The organism is Aliiglaciecola litoralis, from assembly GCF_039523355.1.
GTDB lineage: Bacteria > Pseudomonadota > Gammaproteobacteria > Enterobacterales > Alteromonadaceae > Aliiglaciecola > Aliiglaciecola litoralis.
This window is the reverse complement of sequence record NZ_BAAAFD010000010.1, coordinates 185,287-204,563: the sequence shown is the minus strand read 5'-3', so window position 1 is coordinate 204,563 and position 19,277 is coordinate 185,287. Positions and strand designations below refer to the sequence as shown.

The window sequence follows — 19,277 nt, the reverse complement described above, 5'->3', positions numbered from 1 at the left end:
GGGGCTTTTTCGTATAAGCGCATCCGCGCAAAGCTACTCCGCGGTCAACCTTCACAAAGTGGATTCCCAGCCTCTCGCAAGCTCGAGTCGTTCAAACGGCAGGAGCTGTGCTCCTGAGAGCCCCGTTCTCACCCCCATGTGAGAGTAGCACACTGCCAGGCTCCTATTTAGAACAAAGCCACCTTAATCGGGTGGCTTTTTTCGTTTCTGCATACAGCAAAACATCATTAGAAATATCCAGTTCCGATTAAGGTGCCTTCATCCTAAAGCCCAGCTTCGCTGTGCAAACCCACAAGAGAAATCATACCCATCGGGGTGTCATGCAATGCCTGTCCACGTAATCAGCGGCTAGGTGTCACACATCCCTGTGGCTACATCCAGCCCGACATCCATGTCGGTCGTGCGCTCGGGCGGAGCTTCGCTCCTAAAACATCCTCGCTTACCCCCATGTGAGAGTAAAAAGTAATGGCAAAGAAATGTCGTCCCCACAATGCATACAACTACCGTCATCCCAACAACGCTCTTGGGTGGGGACCTCATTAGCTGTTATCGAGGGTTAAAAACACGTAGGCTCTTTGTATTAAACGGTACAAAACCTAAAATGAACTCATCCCTGATAACGCACCCAGCCACCACATCCATGTGCTGTCGTGCGGCTGGGCGGAACTGCGTTCCTAAAAATACCAGCCTTACCCCCACACCGCAAACAACAACCGTCATCCCCACAATGCTCTTGGGTGGGGACCTCGTTAGCTGTTGTCGGGGAGTTAAAACAAACGTCATCCCCACAGTGCTCTTGGGTGGGGACCTCGTTAGCTTTTATCAAGGAGCAAACACTCCTTCTATAGTTATTACAAAAACGAATGTGTACAAATAACTTGCTATGTTGAAAACTGTAGTCAATCATTATTGCAACTTGTCGCTTGCCAAGAACAACGTCTTAACAGGTGACTTATTTCGGTTATTGGAGTGCTTAGTCATTACCCAGTCTCAATTGAATAGTTCATCCTCAATCAGTATCAAGCAAATTCGTATTTTGCTTGTGGTCGCCAGTTTGTTCATGATGAGTTTTATGGCGGCAGATTTACCTTTGCTGCCAGAACAATTACACCATGATTACCTCCTTTCTCGTTTAGGTTTTCAATTGCCAATCATGTTTGTCGTCTTTGGCCTTACTTACGCGCCATTTTATTCAAAAATACACGATCAAGTTCTGTGGATGTCGGTGTTGCTGATCACTTACGCGAATTATTGGCTTACCATTGTGTGTTGGCTGAAAATGCAGTTTTCGTTCCCCTATGAAGGTGTATTACTTTATGCACTCTTTGCTACCTTTATCATGCGCATGAGCTTTAAATATTCGCTTATTTACGTGGGATGCAGTGTCGTTGGATTTACCTTAATGGTGACAATACTCCCGATCTATGGGGAATTCACGGCGGTAAAATTAGGTTTCGTGATGTTTGGCTTGGCGACGGCTTTGTTGGGTGTTCATCAAATTGAAAAAACCTTTAAAAAGCTCAAAATTGTAAATAGTAAACTCACTATATTAAGTGAAATTGACCAGCTGACCGGGATCTATAATCGTGGCACATTTGAGGCTAAGTTTTTCGATATGATCAAGTTCGCAAAGCGAACTAATTCCTATATTTGTGTGTTTATTATCGATCTCGATAACTTTAAAGACTACAACGATGGTTATGGTCACTTGCAAGGAGACGAGGTCATTAAACTGCAAGCCGACATTCTTAATCGCGTGTTCAACCGCGAATCTGATTTGATTGCTCGCTATGGTGGTGAAGAGTTTGTTGTTGCTTGTATCAATCAAGATGACCTTCACTTTGAAAATTTAGCACAAAGTATTATTCATCATTGGCAGGAGGAAAAAGTCCCTCATGGAAAAGGCAAAGGTGGTGACTTCGTATGTTGTTCAATTGGTGTCTATGCTAGTAAAGCAAACCGTTATAACAACGGTAAAATAATGATTGAGCAAGCTGACAAGGCGTTATATAGAGCCAAAGCACAAGGGCGTGGTCGATTTGTTAATGGTAGTAAAATATAGTGCAACACCAAACTGAAAAAATGCCTAAAATGGTCACAATAAAGACAGTATTCTTATTTGTTTTAGTGTCTGTAATAGTGTTTGCATCACTATACAGCAGTAATTTGATTCGGCTTTATACCGCAGTCACTTTGTACGATGAAGATAAAATCACGGAAAATTTTTTAACGCTCTATCAAAACTTTAATGCCAACCAAATACCAGCCAGCACTCAACCTTTTTTGTTTCCTGAGAAGTTGGCCCAACTTCCACAAACCTTCCCATTTGATGACCAATCCATTAACGTCCAAACCTTTATCGAACAAAGTGGAACAACTGGGCTGCTAGTCATTAAAGATGGCAACATAGTGTATGAAGATTATCTTCGAGGAAATGCGCAAGACCGGCAGCATATTTCTTGGTCTATGGGAAAGTCCTTTTTATCTGCGCTCTTTGGTATCGCCATTGAGGAAGGATATGTCAAAAGTATTGAGCAAGAGGTTACTGAATATGTGCCTGAACTAAAAGGTACGGGTTACGATGGTGTACGAATTAAAGACGTACTGCAAATGTCTTCAGGTGTTGGTTTTAACGAAGATTATGGTGACTTTTATTCTGATATTAACCGCTTTTCACGGGCAATCGCTTTTGGTACATCCTTGGACGAATTCGTTGCTTCAATGAAAAGAGCTAGACCGCCAGGTACCTATCATCACTATGTCAGCATCGACACTCAGGTATTGGGAATGGTGTTGACCCGAGCGTTGGATGTGAGTTTGACTGACTACTTGCAGGAAAAAATATGGCAGCCATTAGGCATGGAATATCCTGCATATTGGCTTAAAGATGACTATAATATGGAGCTGGCCTTAGGCGGTTTAAATGTCACTTTGCGTGACTATGGAAAGTTCGGCTGGCTTTATGCAAATTATGGAAACTATCAAGGGACGCAGCTCGTACCCATCCAATGGGTCTTAGACTCTGTAACGCCTGATGCGCCTCATTTGTTGCCCGGAGCGGACAACCCATTTTCTAGCTCCGATAGCGGCTACGGATATCAATGGTGGATACCACAGGGTGCCGCTGATGAATTTGCCGCACAAGGCATTTACCATCAGTATATTTATATCGATCCTGATCAGAAATTGGTGATCGTTAAAACCTCTGCAAATCACTTATACAACGATAAGAGTTACCAGTGGGGAGCAAAACACTACGCGCTATTTAGAGCAATAGAGCAACATTTTAGAGATTGATGATATATTTAGTGATGCTGAGTTAACTTCATTTTGCCGCATTTCTGCGTTGATGCAAAAACACCCAGCCTCCGAATAAACCAGCAAGACCTTGCATCGCTACGCCCAAAGGTGTTCTTGCCCCTGCAATCAAAGTGATTTCTAGGATTGGGTGCATTGTTAATAACGTCACTAATATGGCCAAAGCACCGGCGATCGGATACATACTTTGCCACCGTTTAGATAGTACCTTGCTTAATAGTTTGACCGAAACAAAGGCAATCAGTAGTGCCACTGCAATTGCTGAACCGTAGGTTGATAGCAATCCGATGATATCTTCAAAACTCATATTTAGCCGCGTCATCAGGTCAATCTCTACGCCAAGTTTAGTTAGCTCATGCAATACAAATTGACTGTGGAAAAGACAGGCAAGTACATAACAACTAATTACTGCTGCTAAAAAATCAATAACGATCCGAACTTTACTCTGCATTGTGCGTATCCTATCAGTAAGTCAAAATTAGTTTGCCATGAACTTTTGCAAAGCAAAACTACTATTCCCTACGAACACTCGGCTTGATACTCGCAAAAATTGCATCACTGACGACGGTTTAGAAGTTACGCTTGTACTTAACTTCACTAACGCTAAGAAATACTTATGCAATATTTAATGACTCGAGACATCTTATTTAGAGTTTATTTTATTGTAGTTGGCAGAATAATTTGAATATGTTTTGATAACCACTAGACAGTAGATCGATAAGGCAATCCAATGAAATACGTTTTTACGGCTTTGATTATTTTTTTGTGCTCAGGTGTGACCCCGTTAAATGCTCAGTCGGAAAAAACGGATCAATTATTTGAAATTGAAGAGTTAGTTACTGGCTTGTCGTACCCATGGACCTTCGTCTTCTTGTCCGAAAACCAGATGCTGATCACAGAACGCACAGGCAACTTACGCCACTTAGTGAATAGGGTTGTCAGTGAGCCGGTTAAAGGTCTGCCAAATGATATTTACGTTAACGGCCAAGGCGGTCTGCTTGATGTCATACTTCATCCACAATATCGCGACAATGGTTGGCTGTATTTAAGTTATGCAGCGGGCAGTGATACACGCAACACGCTTAAAATAATCAGAGCCAGACTTAAAGATAATCAACTTCAGGATGTCGAACCTATTCTGACTATCTATCCCTATCGAGATACTCCCGTCCACTATGGTGCAAGAATGGCTTTTCTTGAGGATCATACATTGTTAGTCACATCAGGTGATGGATTCGATTACCGGGAGGATGCCCAAAAAATGAATAGCCTTTTGGGGAAAATATTAAGGATTAATGACGATGGCACAATTCCTCAAGATAATCCTTTTGTTAATAATGATGATGTCAATAGCCACAAAATTTTCAGCTTAGGCCATCGAAATCCTCAAGGCTTAGTTTACGATAGTAATCGCAATCAAGTATTTTCCAACGAACACGGCCCAGATGGTGGTGATGAGATCAATATCATCCGCAGAGGTAAAAATTATGGTTGGCCTATTGCAACCAATGGTATTGATTATTCAGGCGCAAGAATTTCTCCTTTTCGAACTTATCCTGGCATGCAGCCGCCACTCGTTGACTGGACTCCTTCTATAGCGCCATCTTCAATGGTCGTGTATGAGGGGGCTTTATTTCCACAAATGCGCGGCGATCTGCTTGTCAGTACGTTGAAAGCTAAGGAAATTCGTTGGGTTCACATGCAAGGCAATGAGGTGGTAGGTCAAGAATCGTTATTTCATAACCTTAACCTAAGATTTAGAGATGTGTCTGTTCATCCGGATGGTTCAATATATTTATTGGTCGATGGCGCTCAAGGTAAAATTTTACGGGTTGTGCCAAAGCTGAACTGATTTGTCCGTAGGGCATTTTTAAAGCATTTAGCAGAACCCTCCTTTTTTCAGGAGGTTATCACCGCAATTAATGCCGGCTATAAGCAAAGATTCACAGTGAAAAATTTATATTTGCCGCGATAACCTTTATACTATCCGATTCTGAACTAAATATTTAAGAGGGCTAAAAAGTGTTAGAAGCTTATCGCAAACACGTTGAAGAACGCGCGGCCGAAGGGATCCCAGCAAAACCATTAAATGCGGAGCAAGTTGCTGCATTGGTTGAGCTATTGAAAAACCCGCCAGCAGGCGAAGAAGAATTCTTATTAGAACTGTTGTCAGAGCGTGTACCACCTGGTGTTGACGAAGCCGCTTATGTAAAAGCTGGATTTCTTGCTGCCATTGTAAATGATGAAGCACAATGCCCGCTTATCTCTAAAGACGCCGCCATCCAGTTACTCGGTAACATGCACGGTGGTTACAATATTGTGACCTTAGTCGAAGCTTTAGATAATAGCGAACTGGCAGAACTTGCAGCCGAAGAGCTTAAGCACACATTGCTTATGTTCGATGCATTCCATGATGTGGAAGAAAAAGCCAAAGCCGGTAACGAGTACGCAAAAGAAGTGATGCAATCATGGGCCGATGCCGAATGGTTCACCTCACGTCCAGAGCTTGAAGAAAAAATCACTGTCAGTGTGTTCAAAGTGACCAGCGAAACCAATACTGATGATTTGTCACCTGCACCTGATGCTTGGTCTCGCCCAGACATTCCTTTGCATGCCCGTGCAATGTACAAAATGACCCGTGATGGCCTCAAACCAGAAAAGCATGGTGAAGTGGGTCCAATCAGCCAAATTGAAGAAATTAAAGCCAAAGGTTATCCGGTAGCCTTTGTCGGTGACGTAGTCGGAACTGGTTCTTCGAGAAAGTCAGCGACTAACTCTGTGCTGTGGTTCTTTGGTGAAGACTTACCTGGCGTACCGAATAAGCGTGGCGGTGGAATTTGTATCGGCGGTAAAGTTGCTCCTATCTTCTTCAATACTATGGAAGATGCGGGAGCCTTAGTATTTGAAGCTGATGTCGATAAGATGGAAATGGGCGATGTCATCGATATCTTCCCTCTTGAAGGTCGTATCACTAATCATGAAACTGGCGAGTTGGTATGTGAGTACAAGTACAAATCAAGTGTGTTACTTGATGAAGTACGTGCCGGTGGTCGCATCAACTTGATCATTGGTCGCGGTCTGACGGACCGAGCGCGTGAATCTCTGGGTCTTGAGCCAACTGATTTGTTCCGCAAACCTGAACAGCCTGCTGATTCAGATAAGGGTTATACCTTGGCGCAAAAAATGGTGGGTAAAGCATGTGGACTGACAGGCGTTCGTCCAGGCACATATTGCGAACCTAAAATGACTACCGTGGGATCACAAGATACCACAGGTCCTATGACGCGTGACGAATTGAAAGATTTGGCTTGCCTAGGCTTTACCGCTGATTTAACCATGCAGTCATTCTGTCACACCGCAGCGTATCCAAAACCAGTAGATATCGATACTCAGCATACCCTACCTGATTTCATCATGAATCGTGGTGGTGTGTCGCTTCGCCCTGGTGATGGTATTATCCATTCTTGGTTAAACCGTATGTTATTGCCTGATACTGTTGGAACAGGTGGTGATTCGCATACTCGTTTCCCAATGGGGATATCCTTCCCAGCTGGATCTGGTTTGGTGGCATTTGCTGCTGCAACGGGCGTGATGCCACTAGATATGCCCGAATCTGTTTTAGTACGCTTTAAAGGCGAAATGCAACCGGGTATCACATTGCGTGATTTGGTTCATGCAATTCCACTTTATGGTATTAAAAACGGTCTGCTAACCGTTGCCAAGAAAGGTAAAGTTAATGCCTTCTCTGGGCGAGTGTTAGAAATTGAAGGCCTAGATCATTTAACGGTTGAGCAAGCGTTTGAATTATCCGATGCCTCTGCAGAGCGTTCTGCTGCCGGTTGTACGATTAAACTATCGAAAGAATCAATTGCTGAATACCTCAACTCGAACATCACCATGCTACGTTGGATGATCAACGAAGGTTATGGCGACTCACGTACCCTTGAGCGTCGTGCACGTAAGATGGAAGAGTGGTTAGCGAACCCAGAATTGATGGAAGCTGACGCCGATGCAGAATATGCAGAAGTGTTGGAAATTGATTTGAACGAAATCAAAGAACCAATCTTGTGTTGTCCAAACGACCCAGACGATGCCAAAACTTTGTCTGATGTTGCTGGCGACAAAGTCGATGAAGTCTTCATTGGTTCTTGTATGACTAACATTGGTCACTTTAGAGCAGCGGGTAAATTGCTAGAGCAATACAACGGTACTTTGCCAACTCGTCTGTGGATTTCACCACCGACTAAGATGGACCAAGCGCAGTTAATGGAAGAAGGTTACTACAACATTTATGGTCGAGCAGGCGTAAGAACTGAAATGCCTGGTTGTTCGTTATGTATGGGTAACCAAGCGCGTGTACTGGCAGGTGCAACCGTATTGTCTACCTCTACGCGTAACTTCCCTAACCGTCTAGGGGATGGTGCCAATGTGTACTTATGCTCTGCTGAATTGGCAGCAGTTGGTGCTATTGTTGGTAAGATCCCGACCACTGAAGAGTACATGGCTTATGCGAATAAGATTGAATCCATGAGTGGTGATGTGTTCCGTTATTTGAATTTTGACCGTATGGATGAATTCAAAAAAGCAGAAGAAGCAGCGAAGTCGAATATTATTCCGGCACTAAATATCGCCTAATTTCTACTGTTTTTATTCAAACCGGATGTTAGCTTTGCTTCATCCGGTTTTTTTATGCAAACTACTGCTTCGTTTTCGATTAATTTTTGTCGTTTTGGCAATTACCGATAAAAATAACAACAAGGTGATTTTAAGATGTTTTCACAAACCGGTTCATTGATCCCCGCTGATCAACATTTTGCAGTGTTAGGTGCTTTGTTTGCCATTGCGTTGTTTGGATTTTGGGCTGAGAAAAAGTCTTGGGGAAAACTGGTTACCGGCGCAGTATGGGCAATACTGGGTGCCATAGTCGCATCTAATATCGGACTGATCCCAAAAGACGCTCCCGCCTACGGTTTTGTTTTTAGCTACATGGTGCCAACTTTAATTCCACTTTTCTTGATCCACGCTGACGTGCGCAAAATTATCGGTGAAAGTGGACGTGTCGGTGTTGGTTTTGTTCTAGCCTGTATTGGTACTGCAATAGGCGCAGTTGTGGCTGCCTCATTACTTGATTTAGGGGCGAAGGAAGGTGACTTAGCCGGGATTTTCACTGCCACATACACGGGCGGGTCAGTAAATTACGCGGCTTTGATACAAGCAACCGGATTTGATGACGCAAACATCATTTCTGCCGCGACAGCGGTAGATAACTTAATGAGCGCTCTGTTCTTAGCGTGTTTAGCTTTGATGCCAGCGTCAGTGTGGCTGATGAATAAATTTGCCAAACGTGACCACAGTGAAGGTGAAGAGAGTGCACTGAATCATGTTGAGAGTAACGTCAGTGGTTTTAGTATTGCAGCCACACTTACGTTCGCCTTGTTGGTTGTTGCTATTTCAGATGGCATTGTCCTTGTGCTTAACAATACTATTGGCGGCGAATTCGATTTCTCTGGGTTGCGTTATATTTTCATCACCTTGTTATCCGTGATCCCGGCGACACTATTTCCACAAAAAATGCAAAAAATGCACGGTGGGCAGAGTATAGGCCTAGTGTTGGCATTCGTATTCTTTGCCGCAATTGCCGCAGGCGCTGATGTTTCCAAGTTGCTAGGTACCGCGCCAATTTTGCTCGGCTTTGTACTAATATTGCTCAGTATTCATGCGATAGTGGTATTTGGCGGAGGGGCCTTGATCAGCTTTTTAGCGGTAAAAATGACAAACAATAGTGAATCGAAGTTTGCCCTGTCTTTGCCTGAGCTTATAATTGCTTCAAATGCCGCCATACTAGGCGCAACGACCGCGCCTGCATTGGCCATGGCGAGAGGCTGGCCCGGACTAGTGACACCCGGCGTATTGGTTGGAGTTGCAGGCTACATTGTAGGCACGCCCATAGGATTAGCCGTCGTTGCTCTGATGAGTTCGTAATTATTGCAAAAGCAACGCTGCTGGGAAGTGTGAAGAACAATTTTCAATTGTTGAGCTTATAATCACATTTTATATTGAGCGCATGCAGCAGTATAAATGCCAAGCAACTGAAGGGCGCAGCCGTTGCAAATGCGACCAAAACGCAAGTTAAGTACGATAAGCAATGTTTTGCACTGCGAAGTCAATGTGTGCAAGGACAATATGAAGAATGGCAAACCAGTGACAGAAGTGATGGATGTTGATGCAAAAAATAATGATTAATCGAGTATTTGGATTGGCGTTGATATTATGCATTAGTATCAGTGCTGTATTTGCCCAAGACGTTGAATTTGACCGTGCAACTGTGCAACTTGAAAGTGAGCAATTCTCTATGCAACTGAATGTCGAGTATGCGCAAACCTTTGAGCAACGAGCACAAGGGTTAATGTACAGAGAATCAATGTGTGAAAACTGCGGTATGCTTTTTGAGTATTCCCATGCACGCATAGCCAGCATGTGGATGAAAAATACCTTGCTTCCATTGGATGTCGCTTTTGTTGATAAAGACGGCATTATTACTGACATCATAGCCATGCAGCCCCATGATCTCACCTCAGTGCGTTCTTCAAAAGAAGTTCTATATGCGCTGGAGATGAATCAAGGCTGGTTCACTAAGCAGGGTTTTAAAGTGGGTGACACTATGCGCGTGGTTAACGAAGTGCAATGAACATTACGGGGAATTCCTTATGCTAATAACCGGTGAATGTTGCTATGGCGAGATCCAATATCGTCTGAGCGCTCCCTAGTGTGAAGCTTGTTCTTGTTATGGCTCCAGATGTCGCAAAGCTTTCATCTCTCAAGCGTCTGCTTATGCACTCGTTGATCCAGAGCAGTTTGAATGGCTCAAAGTTGAGCATTTACTTACTATTTAAACACTGTGCCATGCGGCAGAATTACTACTTTGTCTCATGAATTGGCCAATAACGGCGTGTCGACTAACTTAAAGTAAAGACCTATGCAGCAAAACCTAAAACCTAGCTCAAAATTAGATTTCATGTCCGGTGGTGGGAAAATGGGGGCGCTGATACGGGCATATGATTGGGAGTCCACCCCGTTAGGAAAACCAGAAAACTGGCCCCAGCCGTTAAAAATCACGGTACGAATACTGTTGTCGACAGGTCATCCCATGTTCATATGGTGGGGCGAAGAATTAATCCAATTTTACAATGACGCTTTTGCTCGCTCCTTGGGTACAGAACGTCATCCGAGCGCTTTAGGGCAAGGCGGTCGAGAGTGCTGGGAAGAGATTTGGCAAGACATCGGTTGGCAAATTGATCAAGTGTTAGCTGGAAAGGGCCATACATGGCACGAAAATCAGTTGATCCCTATTACCAGAAATGGCACGTGGGAAGATGTGTATTGGACCTACTGTTATGGACCAATAGATGATCCAAACGCAGATACTGGGGTAGGAGGAGTTTTAGTCATATGTACTGAAACCACCAAACAAATGCAAGCCGAGCAGCGAATGAAGGTAGCGGAAGCTCGCTGGCGATCTTTGTTTGACCAAGCACCAAGTTTAATGTGCATATTAGATGGCCCGGAACACTATTTCGAGTACGCTAATATCAATTTCAGATCTTTTCTTAATCAACCTGATATTTTGGGTAAAAAAATCGTAGAAGTGGTTCCTGAGCTGGAAGCTCAAGGATTTGCAAAGCTGCTCGACGAGGTGTTTGCAACGGGGATCAGCCATCAAGGCGAAGCGGTGCCATTTAAATTTGAACAAGGTGAAGTCCAATATTTTGACTTTATTTATCAGCCGATAAAAGATGATCAAGGGCAAGTAACTGGAATCTTGGTTGAGGGTTACGAGGTAACTGATCGGGTGTTAGCTAATAAAAGTCTTCGCGAGGATGACCGTCGTAAAGATGAGTTTTTAGCGATGCTGGCCCATGAGTTACGCAATCCATTGGCACCCATTCGAAACGTCAGTGAAATGTTAACCTTGTCAGCCCAACACGACAGTAAGTTAAAAAATATAAGTGATATCTTGGCACGGCAAGTGTCTCATATGACGCATTTGTTGGATGACTTACTGGATGTTTCTCGTATCAGTCAAAATCGTATTACATTAGATTTAGCGGCGCTCGATGTGTCGCATATTATTAAAGTAGCTTTGGAGTCGCTGCAAAGTGCTATTACGGCAAAAAATCATCAGGTGACATTTACCGATAGTGACACGCCAATTTATGTTAACGGTGACAACACACGGCTAGTGCAATGTGTTACTAACATAGTAAATAATGCCATTAAATATACGGAACATAATGGTAGGATTGAAATTGTACTATCAGAACAGGGTGATACCGTGACTATTACCGTCTCTGACAACGGCTGTGGAATAAGTCAAAAAATGCAAAGTGAGGTATTTAGCCTCTTCAAGCAAGCACCACAAACACTTGACCGCTCACAAGGTGGGTTAGGAATAGGTTTAAATATCGTGCAACGTTTAGTGACTCTTCACGGCGGCAGAGTTTGTGTAGAAAGCAAAGGATTAGGACACGGCTCTAGTTTCAGCATAACCTTGCCAAAGATAGACGCTCCGCAGAATAAGATTGTACAGCCTGAAGAAAGACAACATAGGCAAAAACGAGTTTTAGTCGTTGACGATAATGTAGACGCTGCAGATAGCATGTCAGAATTATTGCAAATTTTGGGTCACTCAGTAGCCACTGCCTATACCGCACATGATGCCTTACTCAACGCTGACAGTTTTGATCCCGATATTATCTTATTGGATATTGGGCTTCCAGATATGAACGGTTACGAGGTGGCGAAGGAAATGCTGCAAAAAAATCGTCATCGCTCCCTAATCGCCTTAACAGGCTATGGACAACCTGAAGATGTGCTGATTGCAAAACAGGTGGGGTTCAAATTCCACTTTACCAAACCGGTCAACCTGAGAGATCTCAACGACGCGATCAGCTCTATCGAATAAAGTCTGCAAAAGGCTCGAATTGCCGCGTCACCTAATCATTTTTGCTAATTTTAGGACGTCAAAAGTTGGTCGCTAAGCACAAAACATAGGCTAAACACAATACCATAAAATATCGAGGCAGTTGCCATTACCCAGTGAAATTAGAATCACATTGTGATGAGGAAAGACGCTAACTGCTCGGTGTTAAGTAAATTTAGGTTTTTACATTTGCTAGAGTATCGCTTCAATATTGGCGTTGCGTACACCGGTATTTTGCGACTAGTGAGGTAAGCCTTGCTAGGCGCTACGTTCAAATCCAGTGTACTTTGTTGCATTGCCTCTGGTCTGAAAAATCTATTATCCACTCACTTTATCAAACTTAATTTCCAAACTGCCGATTGTTAATCTCAAACAAACTCATCTATTAGTATCTATTAAACAAGCATGCAGCCATACTCATTGAGCTGAGCATCTATATTTCATGTTCGGCAAAGGTCCTTAGGTTAGCTCAAAAACTGACTTAGGTTTACAGCGTTACCTCAGAAGGAGAATCCCATGAGTAAAGGACAAGACAGTAAAAAAAATGACAAAAAGAAACCGCTTTTAACAGCTAAAGAAAAGAAAGCGGAAAAAGCCGCTAAAAAAGCGAAAAAGGATGTGTTTGGGCATTAAGCTTTCAATGACCGTCGAGCTTATTCGATGGTCATTATTCCACTTTCACGGCTCGGCTAATATCTATAGTCATAAGATACATACCCATTTACATCTTCGGCATATTAGTTTGTTTTTATGCCTGTTTTTAACCATGTCTGTATGTAAAGTAAAAGTATTAGCGGATGAAAGTTAGTTGCCTATATCATTTATGCAATATCGAGATTGCTAGGCTCGGGGGGACATGGGGTCGGTCGCTAAAACGGATGTCGCTATGCCTTTAAACGCTCAATTGCCCTATTTTCCCTGACACATCATTAGCCCCAGTGCAAAATCAACTTCAAAAAGTGATAGGTAATGACGCTGTCGAATTTGTGGTTCTAGTGAACCCAGTAGAAAGTCCAATTTATGAGCATAAAGAAGACGTAATGGCCGCGGTTAGAAAAGCCGTTCTTCAACACTATCAAGACGTTTATATAGTCCCGTATATGGAGTCCGATGTTACTGACGGTATGCATTTTCGAAAAACGGGGACCCCAACGTGGGTAATCTCCGCTGTGTTTAAGGTTCCCGAAGAGATGTTCGCCCATGGCTTAAACGAGCGGTTGCCAATTAAAGCCTTCCACTATGGTCTAACGTACTGGGGATTTATTCTCAAACACCTGGCCAGCAATAAGGCTTAAAAAAAGGGACAGGTGAACACGGCACTTTTCGTTGAATCCATATATAGCGTTTGAAATAGGTAACCGCTCACCTGCCTATTTACACGCTCGCGAAATAACGGTCAAGCGGGTTACCACATTGCATCTTATCCAAAGTTCAGATTGGTTAGCCCCCATTTCTTCAATTAGCGTTATCAAAACAATACCGACAAAACAATTACGATTGTTATTTGTACAATTTGCATTTGTGGCATATACTCATCCTTAGTGTCATATAGTATGACATAAAGGCATAGAAAGTGAAAAGGAGCCGCAAATGACATGTTTAAACCAACAATTCAGCAATAAAAACTCAGTAACAACCCCATTGAAACGCATCGCTCGGTCAGCTATCGCCCCTGCATTTTTAACAGTTCTGACTTTATCTATGGGGATATCATCCGATATTGCTAACGCTAACCCGCTAGATCACAAAAGAGCAAATTCGAAACCGTTCGGCCAAAATCCAAACAAAACGTTAGCGGACATTCGCAGGGCAACATTTCCCTTTATCGATGTGAAGAATGCCATTGACGCTGGTTATGTCAGCACAGTTGATTTAGGCGCTGGATGTGTATCTGCAGAGAGTGAAGGGGAGCCTTCTCAGCTTGGGGCCATGGGGATCCACTTTGTGAACTTGGCAGAACTTGGTAGCCCAGATTTTGACTTTCACACGCCCAGCGTACTTGTTTACGCTCCCGATCCCCATGTTGAAAATTGCAGTTATTCTACCGCCGAATTAATGGCTGATGACAACGATTGTACAAAAAGTCTGCGTCTCGTAGCTGTCGAGGAGCTTATATTTGCAGATTTATGGGAAGCCTCTATCGACAAACCACATTGGCAGCAACCACCGGAGTTTTTAGGCAATCAGTTTTACTATATACATGATAATCCAGACACCGACTGGGTTGACGAAGCACACGGATTTCCGCCTCATTATGAATTGCACATTTGGTTATATGACCGAAATGTCGCCGGATTATACTCGCCATGGAATCCAGCGTTATCTTGTCCGACACATATGCAAGGACATGCTCACTAAGTATTCATCCTCTCGGTAATAAGGTAACCAAAGGTCTTCTTTGCTTAGGCTGTCTTACTTACTATTTTTGCTTATCGAGCCGATACCTCTTAGTTTCGCAAACAGACTAAGAGGTATCTCATTGAGGCGAGTAAATTAGGGGGTTGCGTAATTTACTTTGCATTTATCTGCTAATCTTTACACTCCGCGTCGATACATGCTGGAGCTTTGATTGTAGCTATGCTCCAATCTTGTCTTCGCTGCACTGGATGCTGTTAATTTCATTTCATTCATCGACTGATCCATAAATAAAAAGAAAGCTTTAAAACCAGTCATCAGAGATGCAATTTTTGCGATTAGCACGGCGAGTTTTTGTACGTAATAGCCGGCCTGTTGCTAGAAAGCTCAACGCAGATAAGCGCAAAAAGGGCGTTATTGTGGGCCACTTACTATCCCGAGTCTAGGTTAAACATATTATTGTTGCTGGTGCTTTAGTCCAATTATTGTTAGAAAGTATTAATTCGTATGAAAGGGGTTGTTACGCTTGAGGGGAAAATGAAATATCATGGCGGTTGCCACTGCGGCGCAGTGAAATTTGAAGTGCAGTGTGGTGAGGAAATTGAAGTAGAAGATTGTAACTGCTCGGTGTGTAGTAAATTCGGGTTTTTACATTTGATCGTACCCAAAGATGACTTTAAGCTCTTATGTGGCGAACAAAATTTGATCGAATATCGCTTTAATACTGGAGTCGCTAAACACCTGTTTTGTGGTACTTGTGGGGCTAAGCCTTTTTATGTACCACGTTCAAATCCAGATGGTATTGATGTTAATGTGCGTTGTTTAGATAGCCGACCGCCGAGGATCAATATTGTGGACTTTGACGGGCAAAACTGGGAAAGCAACGCGGCATCCCTGGCTCACAAAAGTAAACGTAGTCGTGTTTAGCCTGTCATATACTGTGGGGATTTAGTTTTTCTTTAAAAAATTACGTAATCTGCTAGTTTACCGGAAATATAATTAAATAGGGTCTGATGTGAAGAATGTGAATCTCCATATCGCCAAGTTTGGCGGTACCAGTGTGGCGGATTTAGAGGCCATGCAAAAATGCGCGAAAATAGTGGCAAATGATCCTGCCACTCGACTCGTGGTGGTGAGTGCCTCAGCTGGTGTCACTAATCATCTAGTGACGCTATCAAGTAGTTTGCTGACACACAGTCAAATTGAAGAGGTTCTGCAGCAAATTTCCAATATCCAATTGCATATATTACATGCGCTGGGCGAACCTGCAGAATTAGCTGAAAAGCTTGACTCACTTATGTTGGCAATGAAAGAGCAAGCATTTCATGAAGAGCTGTTACACCGAGATGATTTAAAAGATGCCTTGCTGTCTTTCGGTGAAAGGATGTCGTCACTGCTATTCACTGAAGTGTTGCGTCTTAATGGCGTGAATGCGGAAAATTTTGATGTGCGTAAGGTATTGAGAACCGACTCTGTGTTCACTGAAGCTGCTCCACAATTGGAACAGATAGAGCAGTTAGCCAAGCAATTTTTGCTGCCAGAAATGGCGCAAAAAGTGATCGTTACGCAAGGCTTTATTGGCGCCGATGAACAAGGCAGGACGACGACACTGGGGCGGGGAGGAAGTGATTTTACCGCCGCCTTACTGGCTGAGGCACTAAATGCTGATGTGTGTCAGATTTGGACCGATGTCGTTGGCGTGTATACCACAGACCCACGTATCACCTCTGCTGCTAAACCCTTACCTGAATTGAGTTTTGAAGAAGCAGCCGAGATGGCAAACTTTGGTGCTAAAGTGCTGCATCCTGCGACTATGGAGCCCGCATTACGAAAAAATATCAGAGTGTTTGTCGGCTCTAGCAAAGAGCCAGAAAAAGGCGGCACTTGGATTGTTCGAGATTGCGAACAAGAGCCTCCATATCGTGCTATTACTCGTCGCAAACAGCAAGTGATGGTGACAGTAAAAACGCCCAAGATGATGCACGCACAGGGATTCTTGCAACAGGTGTTTACCATAATTGCAGCGCATAATTTAAGTGTCGATTTGGTCACCACATCCGAAATCGCAGTGTCATTTACCTTGGACAATCCAGCCAATTCAGTTGCCGAAAAGCTCAATCGAGAAACATTGGAAGAGTTGAAACTATTTTGTGACGTGGTGATTGAACGTGACTACGACTTAGTCACTGTCGTGGGAAACAATATGCACAGCGCTGCGGGTGTCTCTAGCAAAATATTCTCTTCCGTTAGAGACTACAACTTGCGCATGATTTGTTACGGAGCCAATCCACATAACATGTCGTTCTTAGTGCATCAGGATGACAGTACTGAGATTGTCAAAGAATTGCATCGCTGTTTATTTGAAAGCTGACGATCACAGTAAATAGAATAAGAGAAGTTGGTTAAATGGCAATCAACCAATAAAAAACCGCCATTACCTAAGTAGGTAATGGCGGTTTTTTTATGCTGGTTTATCTACACTCTAAATTGCTGAATAGACGCTTGCAACTCTTCAGCAAGTTTCGCCACTTCTTCGCTGGAGTCAGCAGTTTGCTGAGCGCCAACAGATGTTTCTTCAGCAATGCCCACAATGTTCTCAAGCTTTTCACTGATTTCTTGCGAAACCACATTTTGCTCACGCGCTGATTGCTCAATTTGGCTACTCACATCGTGCGCTCTGTGAACTGCTTCGGTAATTAGATCAAGTGCTCTAGTGGCTTTTTCAGTTTGCTCAACACACACAGTGGTTTGTTCTTTACCTTGATTCATAACAGTTACGGCCCTTTCAGCACCGGCCTGCAATACTTCAATCATGGCATTGATTTCTTGAGTTGATTCTTGGGTGCGACTTGCTAAGGTGCGAACTTCATCTGCTACAACTGCAAATCCACGTCCTTGCTCACCGGCACGGGCGGCTTCAATCGCGGCGTTAAGGGCCAGCAAGTTAGTTTGATCGGCAACGCCTCTGATCACATCCAATATACCACCAATGCTTGCGCTGTCTTGGTGAAGCTTATTGATAACGGTTGCAGCATCATCAACATCGACGGCCAGCTTCTCAATGGTACGTTTATTTTCAACCGAGATGCTTTTTACTTTCTCAGCTTCTTTGTCGGCATGACGGATTTGATTCAATGTGTCTTCTGCACTTTGGGTTACCATTTGCGAGGTGCTGTGCATCTCCATGGTTGCTGCAGCCACTTGCGCGACTTGTGATTTTTGATTTTGAATCGAATGCGTCGTTTGAGCGGTAACTGCTGAGGTTTCCTCTGAGGCAGCGGCAAGCTGTGCCGCCCGAGTCGTGATACCGGTGATCAATATTTTCAGGCTATCGACAAGGTTGTTCACGCTTTGAGCCAGTTCACCAAATTCATCGTCAGAGGAATCATCCAAACGCTGCGTTAAATCACCTGAGGATACAATATGTAGGATTTCGTTAACCTTGGAAAGCGGCACCGTAATCGCCGTGACACTCTTCCATGCTATTAGCGTTGCCAACACCGCAGACACCAACACGAGAATGATGATGAAGGTCGTACCGCTGGCGACACGGTCAGAAACTTGCTCTTTCATCACGTTTGTTTTGGTTTCGGCCAATTTGAGCATCTTGTCGAGCTCGGCTATGGCATCTTGAATATTCTGTTCCGATGCGGCTAGTGCTGAGGTCGCTTGAACTTGTTTGTTTAAGCGCAACACTTGTGTATTGAGTAAGCCATCGGCTGCGGTAACAGTGCTGATAACAGAGCTTACCAAGTCGGAAATCTCATCCATTGTGCCACTGTCATCGCGGTCACCCACTAGGTTTTGCATCTCTGCTAACTGTTCAGAGACTTGAGTCACAACCAATTCAACTTCATTACCAATAGTCTGAGCGCGAACCAAATTTTCGGTTTTTATGTAATCGGCACTAACGGTAAGCAGTGACAACAGTGATGTCTCTAATCTTCCGCCTAGCTCAGCTGCTTGTCTAAGCCTGCTATCATTTTGCACTGAATCCAAGTCACTGAAATCCAATAGTAAAGTAGAAGAGTCATCGGCGTTATCTTCTACTTCGCTGACGATATCCGATAGCGCTGCGCCATATTGCAAGTCGGCTTTTCGGCTGTCAAACATGTCGGTTACGTTAACTGTGTACTGTTGATAAATACTATCAACGCTTTTCAATGCACTACTAAATGCCGCGTCTTTGCTTACTTTTCCTTTGACCGCGCTCGCCTCGCTTTCGAAATTAGCTTGGCTGGTTTGAAACTTTTCTAAATTGGCTTGCAAAGCGTCAAGTTCAGTTTCATAAAACCCCTCAACGGTTAACCTGCCCATATTCAAAAAGGATACTTTAAGTTGGTTGCTACCATTTAACGTTGGGATGGCTAATGTATTAACTTCTTCCGTAGCGCTGTCAATGGAACTAAAGTTATATAGTGAGGAAATACCGATACCCAGTAACAGTGCGGAAATAATTGCGAAACCGCCGATGACGCGCATCGCGACAGTAATTTTCATTTAGATACTCCTGTTACTACTTTTTGCAGTGACTTTTTCATATTGTGAATCATCTAATAAGATCCAGTTACCAGTGTGTCAAATTCTCTAATAAAGGTCACCAAAAAAATACACTACATTTCAT

Annotated in this window: 13 protein-coding genes; 11 read left to right on the top strand and 2 right to left on the bottom strand. The window is 43.5% G+C overall.

Annotated elements, in window-relative coordinates; translation table 11 throughout:
- Positions 1 to 883: 883 nt before the first annotated feature.
- Both ABD036_RS16020 and ABD036_RS16015 read left to right on the top strand, forming a co-directional pair.
- A complete protein-coding gene (locus ABD036_RS16020; protein ID WP_343861722.1) occupies positions 884 to 2,062 on the top strand; it encodes a GGDEF domain-containing protein in 1,179 nt (392 codons plus the stop codon).
- Positions 2,062 to 3,297 (top strand): serine hydrolase domain-containing protein, encoded by a 1,236-nt coding sequence (locus tag ABD036_RS16015; protein WP_343861720.1) that lies wholly within the window; start codon positions 2,062 to 2,064, stop codon positions 3,295 to 3,297. The genes ABD036_RS16020 and ABD036_RS16015 overlap by 1 nt, the downstream gene beginning before the upstream one ends.
- Before the next feature lie 28 nt (positions 3,298 to 3,325).
- Here the strand turns inward: ABD036_RS16015 and ABD036_RS16010 are convergent, their stop codons facing one another.
- The gene (locus ABD036_RS16010) at positions 3,326 to 3,769 is read right to left on the bottom strand and encodes a hypothetical protein (protein WP_343861718.1); all 444 of its coding nucleotides are present in this window, start codon (positions 3,767 to 3,769) and stop codon (positions 3,326 to 3,328) included.
- 279 nt (positions 3,770 to 4,048) lie between these two features.
- On the opposite strand from ABD036_RS16010, the gene ABD036_RS16005 reads away from it, so the two are divergent.
- The 9 genes from ABD036_RS16005 (at position 4,049) to lysC (ending at position 17,024) form a co-directional block, all read left to right on the top strand.
- Positions 4,049 to 5,170: a PQQ-dependent sugar dehydrogenase gene (locus ABD036_RS16005; protein ID WP_343861716.1), complete on the top strand. Its 1,122-nt coding sequence runs from the start codon at positions 4,049 to 4,051 to the stop codon at positions 5,168 to 5,170.
- A 170-nt stretch (positions 5,171 to 5,340) separates the two neighbouring features.
- Positions 5,341 to 7,953, top strand: a complete 2,613-nt coding sequence (acnB, locus tag ABD036_RS16000) for a bifunctional aconitate hydratase 2/2-methylisocitrate dehydratase (protein ID WP_343861714.1) — start codon at positions 5,341 to 5,343, stop codon at positions 7,951 to 7,953.
- 135 nt (positions 7,954 to 8,088) lie between these two features.
- Positions 8,089 to 9,300: a DUF819 family protein gene (locus tag ABD036_RS15995; protein ID WP_343861713.1), complete on the top strand. Its 1,212-nt coding sequence runs from the start codon at positions 8,089 to 8,091 to the stop codon at positions 9,298 to 9,300.
- A 241-nt stretch (positions 9,301 to 9,541) separates the two neighbouring features.
- Positions 9,542 to 10,006, top strand: coding sequence for a DUF192 domain-containing protein (locus ABD036_RS15990; protein WP_343861712.1), 465 nt, complete (start codon positions 9,542 to 9,544; stop codon positions 10,004 to 10,006).
- Positions 10,007 to 10,294: 288 nt separating this feature from the next.
- On the top strand, positions 10,295 to 12,280 hold the full coding sequence (locus ABD036_RS15985) for a PAS domain-containing hybrid sensor histidine kinase/response regulator (protein ID WP_343861711.1): 1,986 nt from the start codon (positions 10,295 to 10,297) through the stop codon (positions 12,278 to 12,280).
- 956 nt (positions 12,281 to 13,236) lie between these two features.
- Complete coding sequence (locus ABD036_RS15980; protein WP_343861710.1) at positions 13,237 to 13,593, top strand: hypothetical protein; 357 nt, start codon at positions 13,237 to 13,239, stop codon at positions 13,591 to 13,593.
- 295 nt (positions 13,594 to 13,888) lie between these two features.
- The gene (locus ABD036_RS15975) at positions 13,889 to 14,656 is read left to right on the top strand and encodes a hypothetical protein (protein ID WP_343861708.1); all 768 of its coding nucleotides are present in this window, start codon (positions 13,889 to 13,891) and stop codon (positions 14,654 to 14,656) included.
- A gap of 534 nt (positions 14,657 to 15,190) precedes the next feature.
- Positions 15,191 to 15,580 (top strand): GFA family protein, encoded by a 390-nt coding sequence (locus tag ABD036_RS15970; RefSeq protein WP_343861706.1) that lies wholly within the window; start codon positions 15,191 to 15,193, stop codon positions 15,578 to 15,580.
- A gap of 88 nt (positions 15,581 to 15,668) precedes the next feature.
- A complete protein-coding gene (gene lysC / locus ABD036_RS15965; RefSeq protein ID WP_343861704.1) occupies positions 15,669 to 17,024 on the top strand; it encodes a lysine-sensitive aspartokinase 3 in 1,356 nt (451 codons plus the stop codon).
- A 104-nt stretch (positions 17,025 to 17,128) separates the two neighbouring features.
- Here lysC and ABD036_RS15960 read toward each other — a convergent pair whose 3' ends face one another.
- The gene (locus tag ABD036_RS15960) at positions 17,129 to 19,153 is read right to left on the bottom strand and encodes a methyl-accepting chemotaxis protein (protein ID WP_343861702.1); all 2,025 of its coding nucleotides are present in this window, start codon (positions 19,151 to 19,153) and stop codon (positions 17,129 to 17,131) included.
- Positions 19,154 to 19,277: the final 124 nt, after the last annotated feature.

Excerpts from the sequence above, each read along its gene's own strand:
- ABD036_RS16020 (WP_343861722.1), top strand. The coding sequence starts at position 884 with ATGTTGAAAACTGTAGTCAATCATTATTGCAACTTGTCGCTTGCCAAG.
- ABD036_RS16010 (WP_343861718.1), bottom strand. The coding sequence starts at position 3,769 with ATGCAGAGTAAAGTTCGGATCGTTATTGATTTTTTAGCAGCAGTAATT.
- ABD036_RS16005 (WP_343861716.1), top strand. The coding sequence starts at position 4,049 with ATGAAATACGTTTTTACGGCTTTGATTATTTTTTTGTGCTCAGGTGTG.
- ABD036_RS15995 (WP_343861713.1), top strand. The coding sequence starts at position 8,089 with ATGTTTTCACAAACCGGTTCATTGATCCCCGCTGATCAACATTTTGCA.
- ABD036_RS15990 (WP_343861712.1), top strand. The coding sequence starts at position 9,542 with ATGCAAAAAATAATGATTAATCGAGTATTTGGATTGGCGTTGATATTA.
- ABD036_RS15985 (WP_343861711.1), top strand. The coding sequence starts at position 10,295 with ATGCAGCAAAACCTAAAACCTAGCTCAAAATTAGATTTCATGTCCGGT.
- ABD036_RS15975 (WP_343861708.1), top strand. The coding sequence starts at position 13,889 with ATGACATGTTTAAACCAACAATTCAGCAATAAAAACTCAGTAACAACC.
- ABD036_RS15970 (WP_343861706.1), top strand. The coding sequence starts at position 15,191 with ATGAAATATCATGGCGGTTGCCACTGCGGCGCAGTGAAATTTGAAGTG.
- ABD036_RS15960 (WP_343861702.1), bottom strand. The coding sequence starts at position 19,153 with ATGAAAATTACTGTCGCGATGCGCGTCATCGGCGGTTTCGCAATTATT.